At 66.8% G+C, this 18,373-nt stretch carries 18 protein-coding genes and 2 riboswitches; of the genes, 11 read left to right on the top strand and 7 right to left on the bottom strand.

Annotated features, from left to right (window positions below):
- Positions 1-12: 12 nt before the first annotated feature.
- From NG698_RS18025 to NG698_RS18000, 6 genes are all read right to left on the bottom strand, one after another.
- Complete coding sequence (locus NG698_RS18025) at positions 13-300, bottom strand: WXG100 family type VII secretion target (RefSeq protein WP_058932786.1); 288 nt, start codon at positions 298-300, stop codon at positions 13-15.
- 109 nt (positions 301-409) lie between these two features.
- The gene (locus tag NG698_RS18020) at positions 410-1,960 is read right to left on the bottom strand and encodes a sensor histidine kinase (RefSeq protein WP_252602284.1); all 1,551 of its coding nucleotides are present in this window, start codon (positions 1,958-1,960) and stop codon (positions 410-412) included.
- A gap of 2 nt (positions 1,961-1,962) precedes the next feature.
- Positions 1,963-2,673: a response regulator transcription factor gene (locus NG698_RS18015; protein WP_252611389.1), complete on the bottom strand. Its 711-nt coding sequence runs from the start codon at positions 2,671-2,673 to the stop codon at positions 1,963-1,965.
- 113 nt (positions 2,674-2,786) lie between these two features.
- Positions 2,787-4,430 carry a DNA repair helicase XPB gene (locus tag NG698_RS18010; protein WP_252611387.1) on the bottom strand — a complete coding sequence of 548 codons (1,644 nt, stop codon included), beginning with the start codon at positions 4,428-4,430 and terminating at the stop codon, positions 2,787-2,789.
- Positions 4,431-4,443: 13 nt separating this feature from the next.
- Positions 4,444-6,933: a helicase-associated domain-containing protein gene (locus NG698_RS18005; protein WP_252611385.1), complete on the bottom strand. Its 2,490-nt coding sequence runs from the start codon at positions 6,931-6,933 to the stop codon at positions 4,444-4,446.
- A gap of 10 nt (positions 6,934-6,943) precedes the next feature.
- Positions 6,944-7,177, bottom strand: coding sequence for a hypothetical protein (locus NG698_RS18000; RefSeq protein WP_058932785.1), 234 nt, complete (start codon positions 7,175-7,177; stop codon positions 6,944-6,946).
- Positions 7,178-7,423: 246 nt separating this feature from the next.
- On the opposite strand from NG698_RS18000, the gene NG698_RS17995 reads away from it, so the two are divergent.
- The 3 genes from NG698_RS17995 to NG698_RS17985 are packed head-to-tail and all read left to right on the top strand — an operon-like array spanning position 7,424 to position 9,751.
- Positions 7,424-7,807 (top strand): cold-shock protein, encoded by a 384-nt coding sequence (locus tag NG698_RS17995; RefSeq protein ID WP_056347308.1) that lies wholly within the window; start codon positions 7,424-7,426, stop codon positions 7,805-7,807.
- 9 nt (positions 7,808-7,816) lie between these two features.
- Positions 7,817-8,371, top strand: coding sequence for a DUF3027 domain-containing protein (locus NG698_RS17990; RefSeq protein ID WP_252611383.1), 555 nt, complete (start codon positions 7,817-7,819; stop codon positions 8,369-8,371).
- A 45-nt stretch (positions 8,372-8,416) separates the two neighbouring features.
- Positions 8,417-9,751, top strand: coding sequence for an MFS transporter (locus NG698_RS17985; protein WP_252611381.1), 1,335 nt, complete (start codon positions 8,417-8,419; stop codon positions 9,749-9,751).
- A gap of 83 nt (positions 9,752-9,834) precedes the next feature.
- On the opposite strand, the gene serC is transcribed toward NG698_RS17985, so the two are convergent.
- On the bottom strand, positions 9,835-10,965 hold the full coding sequence (gene serC / locus NG698_RS17980; protein WP_252602297.1) for a phosphoserine transaminase: 1,131 nt from the start codon (positions 10,963-10,965) through the stop codon (positions 9,835-9,837).
- A 277-nt stretch (positions 10,966-11,242) separates the two neighbouring features.
- On the opposite strand from serC, the gene NG698_RS17975 reads away from it, so the two are divergent.
- From NG698_RS17975 to NG698_RS17940, 8 genes are all read left to right on the top strand, one after another.
- Positions 11,243-11,938, top strand: a complete 696-nt coding sequence (locus NG698_RS17975; RefSeq protein WP_252611379.1) for an iron-dependent transcriptional repressor DtxR — start codon at positions 11,243-11,245, stop codon at positions 11,936-11,938.
- 159 nt (positions 11,939-12,097) lie between these two features.
- Positions 12,098-12,310: riboswitch (cyclic di-AMP (ydaO/yuaA leader) on the top strand.
- A gap of 3 nt (positions 12,311-12,313) precedes the next feature.
- Complete coding sequence (locus NG698_RS17970; RefSeq protein ID WP_252611377.1) at positions 12,314-13,138, top strand: M23 family metallopeptidase; 825 nt, start codon at positions 12,314-12,316, stop codon at positions 13,136-13,138.
- A 147-nt stretch (positions 13,139-13,285) separates the two neighbouring features.
- Positions 13,286-13,448, top strand: a riboswitch (cyclic di-AMP (ydaO/yuaA leader).
- 70 nt (positions 13,449-13,518) lie between these two features.
- The gene (locus tag NG698_RS17965; protein ID WP_252611436.1) at positions 13,519-14,193 is read left to right on the top strand and encodes a C40 family peptidase; all 675 of its coding nucleotides are present in this window, start codon (positions 13,519-13,521) and stop codon (positions 14,191-14,193) included.
- A gap of 182 nt (positions 14,194-14,375) precedes the next feature.
- Positions 14,376-15,122 (top strand): NlpC/P60 family protein, encoded by a 747-nt coding sequence (locus NG698_RS17960; RefSeq protein ID WP_252611375.1) that lies wholly within the window; start codon positions 14,376-14,378, stop codon positions 15,120-15,122.
- 236 nt (positions 15,123-15,358) lie between these two features.
- Positions 15,359-15,859, top strand: coding sequence for an HNH endonuclease (locus tag NG698_RS17955; protein ID WP_056346655.1), 501 nt, complete (start codon positions 15,359-15,361; stop codon positions 15,857-15,859).
- A 62-nt stretch (positions 15,860-15,921) separates the two neighbouring features.
- On the top strand, positions 15,922-16,632 hold the full coding sequence (gene mobA / locus NG698_RS17950; protein ID WP_252611373.1) for a molybdenum cofactor guanylyltransferase: 711 nt from the start codon (positions 15,922-15,924) through the stop codon (positions 16,630-16,632).
- On the top strand, positions 16,629-16,922 hold the full coding sequence (locus NG698_RS17945; RefSeq protein ID WP_252602308.1) for a DUF6457 domain-containing protein: 294 nt from the start codon (positions 16,629-16,631) through the stop codon (positions 16,920-16,922). Before mobA ends, NG698_RS17945 begins: the two co-directional genes overlap by 4 nt.
- A complete protein-coding gene (locus tag NG698_RS17940; RefSeq protein WP_374210103.1) occupies positions 16,888-18,324 on the top strand; it encodes a molybdopterin molybdotransferase MoeA in 1,437 nt (478 codons plus the stop codon). Before NG698_RS17945 ends, NG698_RS17940 begins: the two co-directional genes overlap by 35 nt.
- Positions 18,325-18,373 lie beyond the last annotated feature (49 nt).

Genomic DNA, 18,373 nt, shown 5'->3' with positions numbered 1-18,373 from the left:
TCGGCTGGGGACTCAGCTGAAGCGCTGGGTGTTGCCCTGCTCGGCCTGGGCGTAGGTGGACGCTGCTGATGCCAGGGCCATGTTGATGGATGCCAGCGATGCCTCCACCTTGCCCTGGGTGAGTGTCCACTCGGTCACCAGGGCCTGGAAGTTGTTGGCAGCCGAGCCCCGCCAGGTGGACTGCAGTTCGTCCAGGCCGCGCTTCATGGTCTGGACGTCCGAGCTGATCCGGTCCACAGTTGCTTTGACGTTGGCCGACTTCAGCTGAAGGAGTTCGGTGTCGACGGAAATGATGCTCATGGCTTGCTGCCTCTCGAAGTAGTGGGACAGCATGTGCTGCCCGCCCGGCTGCTCCGGGCCACTACCGCGAGCCTACGGACGGGCACTGCCCGCACGCCACGCTCCATGGCTATATGTGGATAACCTTGCCATCTCCGTGGCCTCCGTCCACAGGATCGCCATCCTGCGTGGCGGGTGGGCCCGGGTGGGCTTCCGCCAGGTGGTCATCGCCGGCGTGAGCCTCATCGGTGGCGTCGTCCCGGACCGGCAGGCTGACCACCAGCGTGGCCCCGCCGCCGTCGGTCTTTTCCACCCTGACGGACCCGCCGTGCGATCCGACGATGGCCGCGACAATCGCGAGCCCCAGGCCGCTGCCGCCGGTCTCGCGCGTCCGGGACGTGTCCGCGCGGTAGAAACGCTCGAACACCTTGGACGCGTCCTCTTCGGAGATGCCAGGGCCGTGGTCACGGACCTCGATCACGGCGAGCGGCTGCCCGCCGTCGGAGGTCCGGACCCCGACGGCTAGTTCGATCGGGCTGCCGTCCGGGGTGTAGCGCAGGGCGTTCCCCACGAGGTTCCCCACCACCTGCCGCAGTTTTGCTTCGTCACCGAGCACCGGCGCGGGGGCGGCCGGATCGTCACCAAGGCCGGTCAGGGAGATGGGGCGCGAGCGGTCGCTCGCCTGCGTGTCCACCACCGCATCGTGGGCAACCAGCTGCAGGTCCACGGGCTTTTGCTGGAGCGGGCGCTGTTCGTCCAGGCGCGCCAGCAGGAGGAGGTCCTCCACCATAGAGCCCATCCGTTTGGCTTCGCTTTCGATCCGCCCCATGGCCGTGGCCACGTCCTCGTCGGTGGCCAGCGCGCCATGGCGGTAGAGCTCGGAGAAACCCCTGATGGTCACGAGCGGGGTACGCAGCTCGTGGGAGGCGTCGGCCGCGAACCGGCGCATTCTGCCTTCGGAGGCTGTCCTGGCGGCGAAGGCCGTCTCGATATGCGCCAGCATGGCGTTCAGCGAGCTGCCGAGCCGCCCCACTTCAGTGCCGGGATTTTCGACGTCCACACGCCTGGAAAGGTCGCCCGCGGCGATGGCGGCTGCGGTCTTTTCCACCTTGGCCAGCGGACGGAATGACCGGGATACGGTCCAGCTGGCGATCAGGGAGGCCAGCAGCAGGGTGAGCAGGCCGACGCCGGTGACCACCAGGGTGGCGTGCTTGAGGACGTCATCCACGCTTTGCAGCGGCAAGCCTATGACAACGACGGCGGGACGGCCGACATAGAGCACGGTCACCGCGACCACCCGCCAGTTCTGGCCGTCGGTGCCCCTGACCTGGTACGGGAGGGTGCCCCGGTTCTGGGCGTCCTCAACGGAGATGGTTGCGATGTCGGGGTGGTCATCCGGATCGCCGCCCAACAGCTGGGGGTTCTCACCGGGGGTGTAAAGGATCAGCGAGTAGTCAGTGGGGACCATCGGGTTGGTGGGTGCCTGCAGCTGGGTGAACGAGCGCTGCTTGCTGGCGAGGTCGACGGCGGCGTACAGCTTGTCATCCACCTGCGCCTGGAGGTAGCTGTGCAGCAGCGTGAGGGTGCCGGCGCCGGTTGAGGTCAGCGCAACAATCAGCAGTGCCATAATCATGGCCACCAGCTGGGACCTCAACGAGGCCGATTTCCACCGCTGCAGCAAGGTCAGCGCTTCTCTGCCGTCCGGAGCACGTAGCCGACTCCGCGTTTGGTCTGGATCAGTGCCGGTGCGTCCGGATCAATGTCCACCTTGCGCCGGAGGTAGGAGATGTAGGACTCCACGATCGAGGCGTCGCCGTTGAAGTTGTACTCCCACACGTGGTCCAGGATCTGGGATTTCGACAGCACGCGGTTGGGGTTCAGCATGAGGTACCGGAGGAGCTTGAATTCCGTGGGGGACAGTTCGATCACGGTGCCGCCGCGGCGCACTTCGTGGGCGTCGTCGTCGAGCTCCAGGTCGTCCACACGGATCACGGCGTCGTCGTCGAGCAGGGGCTGCGTGCGGCGCAGGACGGCACGGATGCGGGCTACTAACTCGTCCAGGCTGAACGGCTTGGTGACGTAGTCATCCCCGCCTACGGTGAGGCCGGTGACCTTGTCCTCCGTGTCATCCTTCGCCGTGAGGAACAGGACCGGAAAGTGCTTACCCGAAGCCCGCAGCTTGCGGGTGACGGTGAAGCCATCCATGTCCGGCAGCATCACGTCCAGCACCGCCAGATCGGGCGCGTGGAGCTCGGCGGCGGCCAGCGCGTCACGGCCGTTGGCGGCAGAGACCACCTCGAAGCCTGCGAAGCGGAGCGAGGTGGACAGCAGCTCGCGGATGTTGGGTTCGTCATCAACAACTAGCAGCTTGGCTTCTGGGCCGGTCTTCTTCATGCTCCCATCATGCTCCCAGAAACTGTGAGTTTTCTGGATGGATGGTGGGTGTTCCATGGGGAGCCCGCCGGGCATGGCCATCCCCCTCGCCGGACAGGAACAGCGGGTGGCCGTTAGGCGGCGCCGACATCCTTGGCGTCCATGATCCGGTAGGCATAGCCCTGCTCTGCCAGGAAGCGCTGCCGCTTGGCCGCGAAATCCTGGTCCAGGGTGTCCCGGGCCACCAGCGAGTAGAAGCGGGCCGCCCGGCCGTCCTTCTTGGGGCGGAGCAACCGGCCCAGCCGCTGGGCTTCCTCCTGCCGCGACCCAAAGGAACCGGAGACCTGGATGGCCACCGAGGCCTCGGGCAGGTCGATGGAGAAGTTGGCCACCTTGGAAACCACCAGCGTGTTCACGTCGCCGGCCCGGAATGCATCGAAGAGCTTCTGCCGTTCCTTGACGGACGTATCGCCCTTGATGACGGGAGCATGCAGGCGCTCGCCGATCTCGTCCAGCTGGTCAATGTATTGCCCGATCACCAGCAGCTGCTCGCCCTGGTGCCGGGCCACCAGTTGTTCCACGATCAGGGTCTTGGACTCGGACGTGGCGCACAGCCGGTACTTGTCGGCGTCCTCGGCCATGGCATAGGCCACGCGTTCGTCCCGGGGCAGGTCAATGCGGACCTCCACACAGTCCGCGGGGGCGATGTAGCCCTGGGCTTCGATGTCCTTCCACGGCGCGTCGTACCGCTTGGGCCCGATGAGGCTGAAGACCTCGCCTTCGCGGCCGTCCTCGCGGACCAGGGTGGCGGTGAGGCCCAGCCGGCGGCGGGCCTGCAGGTCCGCGGTCATCCGGAAGATCGGCGCCGGCAGGAGGTGCACTTCGTCATAGATGATCAGGCCCCAGTCGTGGCCGTCCACCAGCTCCAGGTGCGGGTACAGGCCGCCGCGTTTGGTGGTGAGGACCTGGTACGTGGCGATGGTGACCGGGCGGACCTCTTTGACCGCGCCCGAGTACTCGCCGATTTCGTCCTCCGTCAGGGACGTCCGTTTGAGCAGCTCGTCCTTCCACTGCCGGGCTGCCACCGTGTTGGTCACCAGGATGAGGGTTGTGGTGGAGCTCGTGGCCATGGCCGCGGCACCCACCAGCGTCTTCCCGGCCCCGCAGGGCAGCACCACCACGCCGCTGCCGCCGGCCCAGAAATTCTCGGTGGCGAGCTGCTGGTACGGGCGGAGCTTCCAGCCGTTCTCGTTCAGGGCGATCAGGTGGGGTGTGCCGTCCACGTAGCCGGCCAGATCCTCCGCCGGCCACCCGATTTTCAGGAGCAGCTGCTTGAGCTGGCCGCGCTGTGAGGAGTGGACCACAATGGTTTCGCCGTCGATCCGCGGCCCCAGCAGGGGCTGTATTTTTTTGGCCCGGATGACCTCCTCCAACACCGGGTAGTCGTCCGTGCGCATCACCAGGCCGTGCTGGGGGTCCTTCTCCAGCCGCAGCCGCCCGTACCGGGACATGGTCTCTTCGACGTCGATCAGCAGCGAATGCGGCACGGGGAACCGCGAGTATTTGAGCAGGGTGTCCAGGACCTTCTCCGCGTCCAGGCCGGCGGCGCGTGCGTTCCACAGGCCCAGGGGCGTCAGGCGGTAGCTGTGCATGTGCTCGGGGGCGCGTTCCAGCTCGGCGAACGGGGCGATGGCGTGGCGCGCCTCGGTGGCCAGTTCGTGGTCCACTTCGAGCAGGATGGTTTTGTCACTTTGGACGATCAGCGGGCCGTCGTTCACGCGGGGCAGTCCTTCACTGGCGCAGTTCTTCTGCGGCCTCAATGTCGATAATGCGGTGGATGGAGAGCACGCGCTCGGTTTCCTTGGCAGGATCAAAGACCCTGACGCGTCCGCCGTTTACGGAGAGGGGAACAACTGTCTCCAGGCAGGAATTCCCTTGGCTGTCCACCACGTTCATGCTCACCCGCTGCTTGAGCCGGATAGCCCGTTGCAGCGTCTCCAGCCCAAGCTGGGTCGCAGCTTCGCCGGAGCCAGCCACGGGGCCTGCGTGGTTTCCGGAGGCTTCAGCCCGCCTGTTCCGCAGGACGGCCAGCTGCGCGGCGACGTCGTCCTCGGCGGGTGCGGTCCGCGGCGCCGTGTAGACGGGGCGGGCGCTGCCGGGAACATGGTTAGTGCGGCGGAGCCGGACCACTCCGGGCTCGGCCTGGTCCACCGACGGCGAGAGGCCCAGTCCGCGCAGGACCTGGGCTGTCTCCCGCGGCGGAGCGGTAGAGATCAGGACCGTCGGCGCAATGCGGGCCAGCCCCAGGCCGACCGCTTTGGACTCCGCCGCCAGCTCCAGCACCGTTGCCTCATCATCGCTTTGGATAAAGCTGGCGGCCATTCCCACCCGGAGCCGGCCGTGCCTGGACGCGGTGTCCTCCACCAGGTATTCCAAGGGCTGCGGCACGGCCGTGGCCGAATGCTCACGCAGGAACTCAAGCAGGCTCGAGGCGTCATGCCCGGCGTCCAGCGCCCGCCGGACCGAGTTGGGGGAGAACCGGTAGATCGTGGCGGGTCCGTGCCCCTCGGCGTCGGCCATCACCAGTAGCTTTTCGGCCAGCTTCGGAGCCAGGTAGCCCGGGGCAACTGCGGTCAGGTCCGCCTGAAGCAGGACGTGGTTCAGTGCCGCAGGCAGATGCTCGCCCAGGATGCCCAAGGCTTCGTCCGGGTTGTCTTCGGCAATGGCGCTGCCCAGCTGGCTCAACGCACCGGAGCCGATCAGTCCGAGCAGCTCCGCTTCCGCGAGCACACCCCTGATCAGGGAACTGAACCGGCGGGCCATCCGCGGCTGCGTCCATTCAGCCCGCTGGAGGACGGCCGCAGCATCCAGGACCGGTGCCGTGCCGTCCGCAGCGGCAGCCTCCTGGGTGAGTTCCTCCAGGATTTCCAGGATCCGCTTCCTGACCAAGGGGGCGTCCGGCCGCTGCGCCTCTGCCGAAAGGGCATTAACGGTGTTCCCGGCCAGGGCACGGTGTGCGGCGGGAACGCCGCCGGGGCCGTTGGCGGGCTGACCCACCAGTGAAGGCACACGCTCGCTCGCGAGCCAGGCATTGACCATCCACAGCCACTGCTCCTGGCGGGGGAGGGCCAGCCACTCCAGCTGCGGGGGCTGCACCCACGAGGACGAGTCCACATCAAGGCGCAACAGGCCGGCGAGGGCGCTGACCTCCAGCAGCAGGCCCGCCCGGTGCTGGTCGATGCGAAGCGTCTCGGCAAGCCGCTTCATTTCCCGTACACCAACGCCGCCGCTGCGCAGTGTGGCCAGCGGCTGTTCGCGGACGGCGTGGAGGAGGTCACCCACCAGCCGCAGGGTTTCGGCGATGGCGCCCAGCGCCGCGTTCCGGCGAAGCGCAGCGGTGGTGCTGCCCAGCTCCGGAACCGGTGGGGACAGGGAGAAGTCATTGATGATGGCGCCGCCACGCAGCGACAATCCCACGCTATGCGGCAATTCCACGTGCGCGGCGTCCAAGGGGACCAGCAGGCCCCGGGCCAGGAGCCAGTCAACGGGCCCGACGTCGGCGCCCTGGTTCGAGACCGACGCTTTCCGTTGCGCCTGGGGGACGGCACCCATGGCCCAGTTGCGGAATTTGGCGAGCAACGCCGTCGTGCGTTCCGGGGCTCCGGCCAAAGCCTCGCCGAGTGCCTCGGGCGAGGATGTCCAATGCTGCAGCGCGAGGGCTGCCTCCATGGGGGTGGTGGCGTTCTGGATGGAGACGCCGCTGCGACGCAGCTCGGCAACGAGCTGGACTGCCCGCTGGGCAAACGCGGGCTGGAGCCTGACCAGCTCGGTGTAGCTGCGCCCCAGCCCCGCAGGATAGATTCCCACCACGTCCTTGAGGCTTCCCACCGGCAGGTAGTAGCGCTGGCGGTGGCCCGAAACCGCCGTTCCATGCGGCGGCTCTGCCCGGTGCACCAAAGCCAGTTCCTGGAGCGAGGCCAGGATGCGTTCCAGCGCCGCCACCGTGGACCCTGCAATGAGTTTCCGGACGCCCGCCGCCGAGGCGCTGTGTTCGGTGTCCGTGTTGGTACAGAGATGCAGCGTTTCCAGCACCTGCATCTGTGGCCTGTTAAGCCGCTCGAGCGCGCGCTGGACGCTGACCCGCGCACTTGCCCGCGCGGCCAGGGCGGAAAAGTCAGGAACGGCGGGGGACATAAGGTCCGGCCGCGCTGCAAAGAGCGCCCGCAACGAGTCATCGCTGCGTGCTTCCAGTTCTTTGCTGAGGGCGCGAATAAGGGACATCAGTCCAACGTTACCGCCCGCCGGACTTTCCTGCCCGGCGCCGGCCCGCCACGCTGTCCAGCACCAGGAAAAGCATCAGCAGGAACGCCACAGGCAACCCGTACAGGGCAGTGGCAGTGACCCAGGCCGGAGCAGCGGAGCCTGCGAAGGCCAGTGCCATGACGGCTCCCACCGCCACGAGGGAAAGCATGGCAACAACCGCTGCGCAGATCATCAGTGGGCGCCGGTATCGCGAGGGTGTCATGCAGGCAACGCTAACAGCCGGGCGGCCGGTGGTGGCGCCACAGGCGGCCGTGAGCGGCGGGCACACAGCCGCAGGCAGGCGGCAGGACGAAGGGTGCGTGAAAGCAGGATTCCGGCCCCCGGCAGGATAACCTTGAAGAACAGACCAACACGGTCCGTCGCTGTCATACCCTGAACCCGCACATCAGTGCGGATGCGGTGACTGCCGGCCGTGTCAGAAGACGTCAGAACGAAGAAGGTTGATTACGTGCCTACCGGCAAGGTCAAGTGGTATGACAAGGAAAAAGGTTTCGGATTCCTCGCAGGCGAGGACGGCCAGGAAGTCTTCCTGCCCAAATCATCGCTGCCCGAAGGCATCACGGAACTGAAGGCCGGCACCCGGGTTGAGTTCGGCGTTGCCGACGGCCGCAAGGGTGCACAGGCCCTGGGCCTGCGCGTCCTGGACAAGACGCCGTCCATCGCCAAGGCCAAGCGGCCCAGCGCCCGGGACCTCGCGCCGCTGGTCCAGGACCTGGTCAGCGTGCTGGACAACCTCTCCGGAACCCTGTCCGCGGGCAAGTACCCGGAAGGCAACAAGGGCAAAGCCATCGCGGCTGCCCTGCGTAAGGTTGCCGACGAGCTGGACGTTTAGGTCTTGGCCATGAACGCGGAAGCTGAACAGCCGGACACCACAACAGCGGAGAACGTAGGCGCCAAAGCCGAGGCCAAGCGCCGCGCCGGCGTGCCCGTGTGGCGTACCGGAAAGCCGGATGCCTTCCTCGCCGCTGCCGTTGGCGAGGCGCGAACCGCCATCGAAGGCATCGCGGCGGCGTCGGACATCGGTGCGCACCTGGCTGCCAAAAGTGAGGGCGACCGCCTGGTCACCCACCTCTTCGAATCAAGAATGGCCGGCTACCACGGCTGGCAGTGGTACGCGGTCCTGACCAGGAACTCCCGCTCCAAGGTGGTCACGGTCAGCGAGCTTGGCCTCCTGCCGTCGGAGGACTCCATCCTCTCCCCGGAATGGGTGCCGTGGGCCGAGCGCGTCCGCCCCGAGGACGCACAGGCCGCAGAGGAAGAGGAACCGCGCACTGCCGAGGCTTCCGCTGCGGAGCCGGACGCATCGCACGCCGAGGCTGAGACTCCCGGGTCCGAGGACCGGGACGAAGACTCCGAAGTCGACGAAGGCGACGACCCCGCCGGCGAGGCTGACTAAGCAGTTGCCAATGCGCAGGGTTGAGAACCAAGAAGGCCGGCACTGATGTCCACCTTCAAATCCCTGCACATCCTCAACTACCGGATCTGGTTCCTCGGCGCGCTGGTTTCCAACATCGGAACCTGGATGCAGCGGACGGCCCAGGACTGGCTGGTGTTTGACCACCTCACCGATCACGACGCCGGGGCCATGGGCATCACCATGGCGCTGCAGCTGGGGCCGCAGCTCTTCCTGGCGCCGGTCGCCGGCCTCGTGGCGGACCGGTACAGCCGCCGGCAGCTGCTCATCATCACCCAGTCAATGATGGCCCTCCTGAGCACCGGCCTGGGCATCCTCGTGGTGCTCGGCGCCGGCCAGCTGTGGCACGTCTACGGCTTCGCCCTGCTGCTGGGCATGGTCTCCGCCCTCGATGCCCCGGTGCGGCAGACCTTTGTTTCTGAACTGGTGCGGGACGACTACCTGCCCAACGCCGTGGCCCTGAACAGCGCCTCGTTCAATGTCGCCCGGATGATCGGGCCCGCCGTGGCCGGCGTCCTCACCGTAGCGGTAGGTCCCGGCTGGGTGTTCCTGATCAACACCTTCACGTTCCTGGCCATGCTTCTGAGCCTGTGGAAGATCCCCGCCGCGTCACTGCGCCAGCTTCCCCGGGCGGCTCCGGGTAAGGGCCGAATCCGGGAGGGGCTGCGCTATGTGCGGTTCCGGCCGGACATCGTGGTGGTCCTGGTGGCCGTGTTCATTGTGGGAACACTCGGCCTTAACTTCGTGCTGTTTATCGCCGCGATGGTGGGCACGGAATTCGGGCTGGACGCCAGCGCGTTCGGGCTCATGAATTCCATCATGGCCATCGGTTCCGTGGCAGGCGCGCTGCTCTCCGCCGGCCGCGGCAAGCCCCGCTTGCGGATGATCTTCGGCGCCGCGGCCGCCTTTGGGGTGACCTCGGGACTGGCCGCGCTTGCCCCGGACTACTTCTGGTTCGGCGTGGCGCTGGTGCCGGTGGGCCTGTTCGCAATCACCATGATGACCAGTGCCAACGGCTACGTCCAGACCACCACCGATCCCGTGATGCGGGGCAGGGTCATGGCCCTGTATATGGCCATCTTTATGGGCGGCACACCCATCGGCGCCCCGTTGGTGGGATGGGTGGCCAACGTCGCCGGCCCCCGGTGGTCGCTTTCCGTCGCGGCCGCCTCCGGGATCATCGCCGCCGTGATCGGAATGATCTGGATCATCCGCGCCCAGCGGCTCCGGCTCACCTTCAACCGGCGGGCCTGCGGCCTCCGGTACTTCGGCGTCGTCTCCCACCTGGGCGTCCAACAACCGGGGGACAACGCAAACGGCGCCGCCCGGGACGAAAACCCGGACGACGCCGTCGGACGCTGACAACCGGCGTCACCACAAGACAGCGCGAACGGACACTTGGGGCCCTGGTTCCTGGGCCCCAAGTGTCCGTTCGCGCGGGTGCGCTACTTGCGCAGCTCGCCCACCACATAGTCGATGCTTGCCAGCAGCGCGGAGACGTCAGCCGGCTCGATGGCAACAAACGTGGCGATCCGGAGCTGGTTGCGGCCCAGCTTGCGGTACGGCTCGGTGTCCACGACCCCGTTGGCGCGGAGCACCTTGGCGATCGCGGCGGCGTCGATCGAGTCGTCGAAGTCGATGGTGGCGATGACGTTGGAACGGTCCTCCGCCTTGGCCACGAAAGGCGTGGCGTACTCGGAGGCCTCGGCCCAGGAGTAGATCCGGCCGGCGGAGTCAGCGGTGCGGGCGGACGCGAAGTCCAGGCCGCCGTTGGCGTTCAGCCACTGCACCTGCGCGTCGAGGGTCACCAGGGTGGAGAGCGACGGCGTGTTGTACGTCTGGTTCAGCTTGGAGTTGTCAATGGCGGTCTGGAGGTCCAGGAAATCGGGGATCCAGCGACCACTGGCCTTGACCCGGGCGGCGCGTTCCAGCGCGGCGGGGGAGAAGAGCCCCAGCCACAGGCCGCCGTCGGACGCGAAGTTTTTCTGCGGGGCGAAGTAGTAGACATCGGCCTCGGAGACGTCCACGTCCAGGCCCCCGGCTGCGGAGGTGGCGTCCACCAGGACCAGGGAACCGGCGTCGGCGCCCGCGACGCGCTTGACCGGAGCCGCGACACCCGTGGAGGTTTCGTTCTGCGGCCAGGCATAGACATCCACGCCAGCCTCGGCGGCCGATACCGGGCGCGTGCCGGGCTCGGACTTGATGATGGAGGAGGCGTCCAGGAACGGGGCCTTGTTGGTGGCTGAGGCGAATTTGGAGCCGAACTCGCCGAAGGACAGGTGCTGGGCCTTCTTTTCCGCCAGGCCGAAGCTGGCGACGTCCCAGAAAGCGGTGGAGCCGCCGACGCCGAGGACCACTTCGTAGCCTTCGGGGGCGCGGAAGAACTGGCTGAGGCCTTCACGGACGGAGCCCACGAGGTTCTTGACCGGAGCCTGGCGGTGGGAGGTGCCCAGGATGGTCTTGGACGCCGCTGAGAGCGCTTCGAGCTGCTCCGGCCTGACCTTGGAGGGTCCTGCGCCGAACCGTCCATCCTTTGGCAGGAGGTCGGCGGGAATAGTGATGCTGGTTTCGCTCACGGGGGCTCCAATTTCGGCATGGACGTGGCTCACGTCCGGGCGGTGGGGTGGCCGGTAGTCGGCGGTGACTGCATAAGGACCTCTTTTATTCTGCCTGAACCCTCGATTGGGCGGGGAACCGGGGCCGTCATAGTCCGGCCAATGAGACCGTTTGTCCCCGCCCGGGCATTATCCAGACAAATTCAAAATAGGCTAAGCTTTTTAGCGGACCTCGCCGCTGAGCGGGACGCGATACGGTGGGACAACGCAAGGTACTGCGCTCGAGGAGCTGAGCTGGATGACGGATCTGATCGATACTACGGAGATGTATCTTCGGACCATTTTGGAGCTTGAAGAAGAGAACATCGTTGCTCTTCGCGCACGCATCGCCGAACGGCTGCGGCATTCCGGACCCACGGTGTCCCAAACCATCGGCCGAATGGAACGGGACGGACTGGTCGTGGTCTCCGGAGACCGTCACCTGGAGCTCACGGAAGCCGGGCGGAAACGCGCTACGGAAGTGATGCGCAAGCACAGGCTCGCGGAACGGCTCCTGGCGGATGTGATTGGCCTGGACTGGGCCTATGTCCACGATGAAGCGTGCCGCTGGGAACACGTGATGAGTGAACGCGTTGAGCAGCGCATCTACGAGTTACTTAACCACCCCACCGAGTCTCCATACGGCAACCCCATCCCCGGACTGGCTGCCCTGGGCGGACCCGCGCCTGCGCTGCCCGACGCCGGTGTGATTAATCTCCTTGATGCGATGCAGGGCTACGGGCCGGCGTCGAACGTGACGGTCAGCCGGCTGGCTGAACCCATCCAGGTGGAACCTGAGCTGCTGGTCCAGCTGGACGAAGGCGGGATCAGGCCCGGTGCCTCGGTGTCCTTGGAGCGCGTGGGGGAGTACATTTCCGTGCGGGTTCCGGGAATCGAAGGGGCGCTCGAGCTGCCCCCGGAAGTGGCATCCCACGTCTTCGTTTCCGTCCGCTGACGGGACGGCGGTCCGCCGTGTGGGGCCGCGCCATAGCGCAGTGACCCAGGTTCCGCAAAGATAACGGAATTGTTACTGTCCAAGTTAATCACCTATAGTTGTAACTCAGCGTCGATACAAAAGCGTTACCTGATCCGGAGCCGAGCTCTGCCAGCGGATCAGGTGCATTAGTCACCAACTGGCAGAGGCGGGGGAACCACAACCGGCAGTCGTAAGACTGCCTTGGGGTGAAGTCCGTCAGCAGCAAGCCTCTTCCAGCGAAGGATCCTCACGGGATATCTCTGCGCCAAGTGCTTGTCACGGCGGACCGGGTCTTTGAACTCTCTGACCCGAATCCGACAGCTAACTTCGCAGGCTATCCAGAGAGGAACATTCTTGACCACGCAATACTCCAGGGGCCGCCGTCGCGCGGTGGGTCCCGCCTCGGCGCCCAGAGTGGCCGAGGATTTTACCGCGGAGAGGCCCCGCGACCCACAGCGGGACGCCCGCCGCCGCCGGGGACCCTTCCGGCAGATGACGGATTTCGCCGCCGCCAGTGGCCTCGGCCAGAAGGCCGGCATCGCCTTGGCAGCAACAGGCCTAGCACTTACCGTGACGGTTCCTGTGACCGGCCCCGTGATGGCCACTCCGGCACCCGGCCAGGCCGCATCGGCCGTTTCCGCTGCTCCGCAGCCCGAAGTTACCGCCGAAGCCGCCGCCCAAATTGATTTCAGCCGCTCGTCCGTGGTTACCCAGGGTGATCCCGACGGCAAACTGAAGCAGCTGCTGAGCGCACAGTCCGCGGGATCCATTACCCGTGCGGCCTCTGCCGGAAGCCTCGGCTCGCCGCTAGCCCAGCTGGTTACAGTCTCTCCGTTCGGATTCCGGGTCAGCCCCATTACCGGCGGCTCCGGCGATTTCCACCGTGGCCAGGACTTCGTGGCACAGTGCGGAACCTCTGTCCTGGCTGCCGCCAGCGGCACCGTGACCTTCGCCGGCTGGCACCAGTACGGCGGCGGGAACCGCGTTGTGGTGGATCACGGCAATGGCCTTGAAACCACCTACAACCACCTCTCCTCCGCCAGCGTCAAGGTAGGCCAGACGGTCAGCCGCGGCGATTTGGTTGCCCTGAGCGGCACCACGGGCGCGTCCACGGGCTGCCACCTCCACTTCGAGGTCCAGGTCAATGGCGAAGTCGTTGACCCCACGGGCTGGCTCTGACCAAATGATGGCCAACTCTCGAATCGCAGTGACGTGCCGTGACCTGAATGTGACATTGGCTCGGAACTCCTGTAACGTCTAAAGCGCGTCAACTTTTCCGAAGTTGACGTTCTTGAGTGGATTGCCTAGCTCTGCCACCGCTCAAGGTCCGTTCGCATGACATCGTCTGGCAGGGGCGGGGGAACCAATTTTGGTCTTCGATTCTGAAGGCCTTGGGGTTAAGTCGCAAAGCTTCCACTGTGAAGCAGCGCGGCCGGGTGACTCCCATCCGAATCCGACAGCTCACCTCGCAGGCATTGGGAGAGGCTACCTTCGTGTCTTCACGCCATAGTTCTGCGCGTCACCGCGCACAACCGGTTCGCACTAACCCCTTGGGCTCGGTGTCCAAGGCCGTCAGTGCCAATGCCGGGACCGTAGGTCGCCAGGCTGCTGTTATCGCAGCTGCATCAGGTCTGATCCTGAGCATGGGGCTTCCGGCCAACGCCGCGGATACCACCGCCGGCGTTTCCGCCTCCACCGAGTCCGGTTCCGCGCAGACGGCACTTGCCGTAACAGCGGCGCCCACGGCTACCGTTTCCTTCGAGCGCCCCGTGATCAAGACCACGCCGGCACCGAAGGTTGAGACGGTCCGTGCGCAGTCCACGGCCTCCGAAACCGGGGCTCAGGGTGCTGCCGCAACCGAGGCCGCGGCCTCCAAGCTCGCGGACAAGGTTTCCTCTGCGGCAGGATCGGGCCTGGCAGCTATCGCCTACACCGGCATCGGCCGCCCGTACGTATGGGGCGGCACCACTCCCAACGGCTGGGACTGCTCGGGCTTCACCCAGTGGGTCTACGCCCAGGCCGGCATCAGCATTCCCCGCGTCAATGCGTGGACTGCCATGACGCCCACGTCCACACCGTCTCCCGGTGACCTGGTCATGCAGAACGGCGGCGCCCACGTTGGCATTTACGTTGGCAACGGCATGATGATCGGCGCGCTGAACCCGTCACAGGGAACCCTGCTGCACTCTGTGGCTTCCACGGGCACTTCCTCGTTCTTCACGCTGGCCCCGTAGTTCCTGCAATCCAGTTCCTGCAATCCAGTTCCTGCAGCCCTGTGCTGCTGGAACCGTTTCTTCGCTGGAAACTTTTCGCGAAATCCCCGTTCGGGGCGTGCCGGCGTACCCCCAAGATGCCGGCGCGTCCAAAGCCCTTGGGCTGCCCACGCGGTCCTGAGGAAAACGAAAGAGAGAAATTAATGACTACACGTGCAACTGTTGCACGGCACCGCGCCGAGGTCGCCAAGACCAACTCGCTGGCTGTCATTGCCAAAGCTGTCGGCGACAACGCCGGCGGCATGGGCCGTCAGGCTGCGGTTATCGCTGCTGCTTCCGGCCTTGTCCTGACCAGTGGTATCGCTGCGAACGCGGCAGACGCCGGAGTCCAGCGTGAAGCTGCTTCCGCTTCGAACCTTGAGGCTGAGGTTTCCGCCCCGGCCATCATTTCGGCTGCTTCCATGATTGCCATCTCCTACGAGAAGCCTGCCGTGACCACCACGCCGGCTCCGGTTGAGGCTCCCGCGCCTGTTGTTGAAGCTCCGGCTCCGGCCAAGGCCGCGGCCACCCTTACGGTAGCGTCGGCAACTCCTGCCGCTCCGAAGGCGCCTGTTGCTGCCAGCGGCAAGGGCCAGGCCATCCTGTCCGCCGCGTACGCCCAGCTGGGTGTTATGCAGGACTGCACCATGCTGGTCACCAACTCGCTGGCTGCCGTGGGGATCAACTTCCGCGACTGGCCTGCAGGCTACCTGTCCCTCGGTCAGACCGTCAGCGCCGCCGAGGCCCAGCCCGGCGATCTGTTGTACTACGCCGACGGCGGCGCGGGCGTTGCCCACATTGCCGTCTACGCTGGCAACGGCCAGGCCGTGCACGGGGGCTACAACGGCAACCAGACCGTTGTGTTCAGCGCCAATGTCGGCTCCGGCCCCGTTTACATCCGCGTCTCCTAGCACCAGAGTCAGCCTTCGAAGGACCCTCGCCTCACGGCGGGGGTCCTTTGCTGTCTGCGGGCTGCTGCCCTGATCCGGAGAGCCGCACGAATCCGACACGTGACGGCGGCCGCTTCTGCGATTAGCTGATCCCGGGATTCTTTGTTTACTCTTGTGGTGTCGATCCATAGCCCGGATATGCCGGGGGCAGCCGGCCCTCGTGCCCCTGACGGGTGCGGCCACAAAGAGGTACGTGCATGCGCACTCTCGTTCTGAATGCTGGATATGAACCGCTGGCGGTAGTCACCTTCCGCCGGGCGCTGGTGCTTGTGCTCACGGGCAAGGCCAGTGTCATTGCCGAGGGCGATGATCCTGTGGTGGGACCGCAGGAGATCCTGGGCCGCCCGTCCGTGATTCTCCTGAACCGCTACATCCGCCCCAGATACAACCAGAGCACCGCAGTCAGCCGCCGCGGAGTCCTGCGGCGGGACGGCCACCGCTGCGCGTATTGCGGCAAGGGTGCCCACACCATCGACCATGTGCAGCCCAAATCACGTGGCGGCGCCGACTCCTGGGAGAACCTGGTGGCCGCGTGCCTCCGCTGCAACAACACCAAGGGTGACCACACGCCGGCTGAAATGGGCTGGAAGCTCAGGTTTGATCCGGAACCGCCGCATGGCACCATCTGGCAGATCAAGGAACTTGAGAAGCCCACGCCGGCTTGGGATCCGTTCCTGCTGCCTGAACGGGCCGCCTGAATCCAGTCGCTCCGCAAGTCCAGCCCGCGCAGTATTCCAGCCCGCGCGGTTAAGCTGGGAGGGTGGACGCTGACCCCCTCGACTTCGATGCCGTCATCCTCGCCGGCGGCCGTTCGTCGCGGCTCGGTGGCGTGCCCAAGCAGAGTCTGACGTACGACGGCGCCTCCCTCTTGTGCCGCTCCGCCGCCGCTGCGAGGGGAGCCCGGGCCGCCGTCGTGGTTGGTCCGGACACCGGGGAGGTGCCGGCCGGCGAAATCCCTGCCGGATTTCTCCGCTGCCGCGAAGAACCCCCCTTTAGCGGACCGGGGGCGGCCATCGCGGCCGGGCTCGCGGCCCTGGCCGCTGCGGGTGGCAGCCGCCCCGGGCTGACGCTGGTGCTGGCCTGCGACATGCCCAACGTAGGGCAGGCGGTGGCGGTGCTGAAGTCTACTTTGCGTGCGCGAGGACCCACCGCCGGAGCGCCCACGGGCTTGGGACCGGACGGCGTAGTGGCCGTCTCGGAGGATGGCCGCCGTCAGCCGTTGGTCGGTTTTTATAGCACGGCCGCGCTACAACGTTCCGTGGCGGAACTGGAAAGCACAGGACGCTTAATCAACGGGTCGGTGAGGGCACTCCTTGCTAGTCTGGACGTGCAGCTTGTCGCCGTTCCGGCCGGCTCCACGGCAGACGTGGACACCTGGGACGATGCCGCCGCACTTGGAGTGGCCGGCCCGGATCCCCTAACCGGGCTCCGGGGCAACACTGCCGCAGACGATTTGGGAGGCAGAGCGTGAAAAGCCAGGACGAGACGCTGGAAGAATGGTGCAGGTCCTTGCTCCAGGCGTATGAACTGGAGGACGTCCAGATCGACGTCAACACCATCCTGTCGCTGGCCGGCGTGGCAGCCCACTCAGTGGTCCGCCCCGCCGCCCCGCTCACCACCTTTATTGCCGGTTTCGCCGCCGGCCTGGCTGCGGGATCGGGGCAGGCCACCAACGCCGCCGCCATGACCGCTGCCATGGACCGTGCCCGCACCCTGGCTGCTGACTATGACGCCGAATCCGCCGGGACCCCCGTCGAATGAATCCCGTTCAGTGACCGCCGCCCCCGGCGACGCATCCGAAAATCCCGAGCAGCAGACAGCCCCGGCAAAGCACCTTGCCCATACCTGGGATGAGGCGCGCAGGGCCGCTTTTGATATCGCCACGCCGATTCCGCCGGGCCGGGTTCCCCTGGGCCAAGCCCTGGGCAGGGTCCTGGCCGGCGACATCACTGCGTTGCACGACATGCCGCACTACGCGTCGTCTGCGATGGACGGATGGGCCGTCAACGGCAGCGGTCCGTGGATCGTGGCAGAGGCAGGCCAGCGGCTGGCACCCCACCAGGCCAGCCCCATCGTCACCGGCGGACTGATCCCGCCCGGCGCCAAAGCGGTCCTGCGCAGCGAAAGCGCCGTGCTTGGAACGGACGACGACGGCCTGCCGCTCCTGATGACCGGCGGCGGCGCCCGCCCCGGCGAGCCCGGGAACGGCCAGCACATCAGGAAGGCCGGCGAGGAAGCCGCCGCGGGAGATGTGCTGGTCAAGGCCGGCGTAACACTGAACCCGGCCCATCTGGCGGTCGCAGCCCTGGCCGGGCACGATGACCTGCTGGTCCAGGGCAAGCCGGTGGTTAAGCTCCTGCTGACCGGCTCCGAAGTTGTGGCCCACGGGCTGCCGGTCCCCGGACAGGTCCGGGACACCTTCGGTCCGCAGCTCGCGGCCGTAGTGGAAATGCTTGGCGGTATTAACGGCGGCCAGGAGCGGATCGGCGATTCCTACGCTGAGTGGCTGGACGGCCTGGCCGACGTCCCGCCCGAGGTGCCGGACCCCTCCGCGCTGCCTGCCGACGTCGTGATCACCACCGGCGGTACTGGCGTCTCGGACACCGACCACCTCCGCCGGGCTGTGGCGGAACTGGGCGGGCGGCTGGTCATCGACGGCATCGCCATGCGCCCCGGCCATCCGGCTGTCCTGGCCGAGCTCCCCGACGGTCGCTTTGTCCTGGGGCTCCCCGGAAACCCGCTGGCCGCCATGATGGCACTGTCCACGGTGGGCGAACCGCTGCTGGCGGCGCTGGGCCACGGCACCATGCCGCCGGTGCAGGAGGTCCCGTGCGGGACCACCCTCGAGCCTGAGCCGGGCCGGACCAGGCTGATGCCGTTCCGGCTTCTGTACGGGATGGCTTCACCGGCCAAGCACACGGGTCCCGGGATGATGCGCGGACTGGCGTCGGCGCACGGTGTGATGGTTGTTCCGCCGCATGGCGTGCAGCTGGGCGAACCAGTCCCGGCGTTCGCTTTGCCGTGGGGGCCGCCGGTGCCCGCGCCCGCGCAGCCGGGTACCAAGCCCAAGGGCCGGCCCGCCGCTAAGCCGGCCACCCGGGCAGCTGGCAAGGACGCTGCGAAGCCTGCCGGTCCGGTGGACTGGAGTGCCCTGCTGGGGTAGGCGCCGTGCTGCGGAACCACGTACGCCACAGCCCGGCCAGTGGTGCAAT

This window comes from Pseudarthrobacter raffinosi (assembly GCF_023913735.1).
Lineage (GTDB): Bacteria > Actinomycetota > Actinomycetes > Actinomycetales > Micrococcaceae > Arthrobacter > Arthrobacter raffinosi.
This window is presented reverse-complemented; position numbering and strand designations above follow the sequence as displayed.

Excerpts from the sequence above, each read along its gene's own strand:
- NG698_RS18025 (WP_058932786.1), bottom strand. The coding sequence starts at position 300 with ATGAGCATCATTTCCGTCGACACCGAACTCCTTCAGCTGAAGTCGGCC.
- NG698_RS18015 (WP_252611389.1), bottom strand. The coding sequence starts at position 2,673 with ATGAAGAAGACCGGCCCAGAAGCCAAGCTGCTAGTTGTTGATGACGAA.
- NG698_RS18005 (WP_252611385.1), bottom strand. The coding sequence starts at position 6,933 with ATGTCCCTTATTCGCGCCCTCAGCAAAGAACTGGAAGCACGCAGCGAT.
- NG698_RS18000 (WP_058932785.1), bottom strand. The coding sequence starts at position 7,177 with ATGACACCCTCGCGATACCGGCGCCCACTGATGATCTGCGCAGCGGTT.
- NG698_RS17990 (WP_252611383.1), top strand. The coding sequence starts at position 7,817 with ATGAACGCGGAAGCTGAACAGCCGGACACCACAACAGCGGAGAACGTA.
- NG698_RS17985 (WP_252611381.1), top strand. The coding sequence starts at position 8,417 with ATGTCCACCTTCAAATCCCTGCACATCCTCAACTACCGGATCTGGTTC.
- NG698_RS17975 (WP_252611379.1), top strand. The coding sequence starts at position 11,243 with ATGACGGATCTGATCGATACTACGGAGATGTATCTTCGGACCATTTTG.
- NG698_RS17960 (WP_252611375.1), top strand. The coding sequence starts at position 14,376 with ATGACTACACGTGCAACTGTTGCACGGCACCGCGCCGAGGTCGCCAAG.
- NG698_RS17955 (WP_056346655.1), top strand. The coding sequence starts at position 15,359 with ATGCGCACTCTCGTTCTGAATGCTGGATATGAACCGCTGGCGGTAGTC.
- NG698_RS17940 (WP_374210103.1), top strand. The coding sequence starts at position 16,888 with ATGACGCCGAATCCGCCGGGACCCCCGTCGAATGAATCCCGTTCAGTG.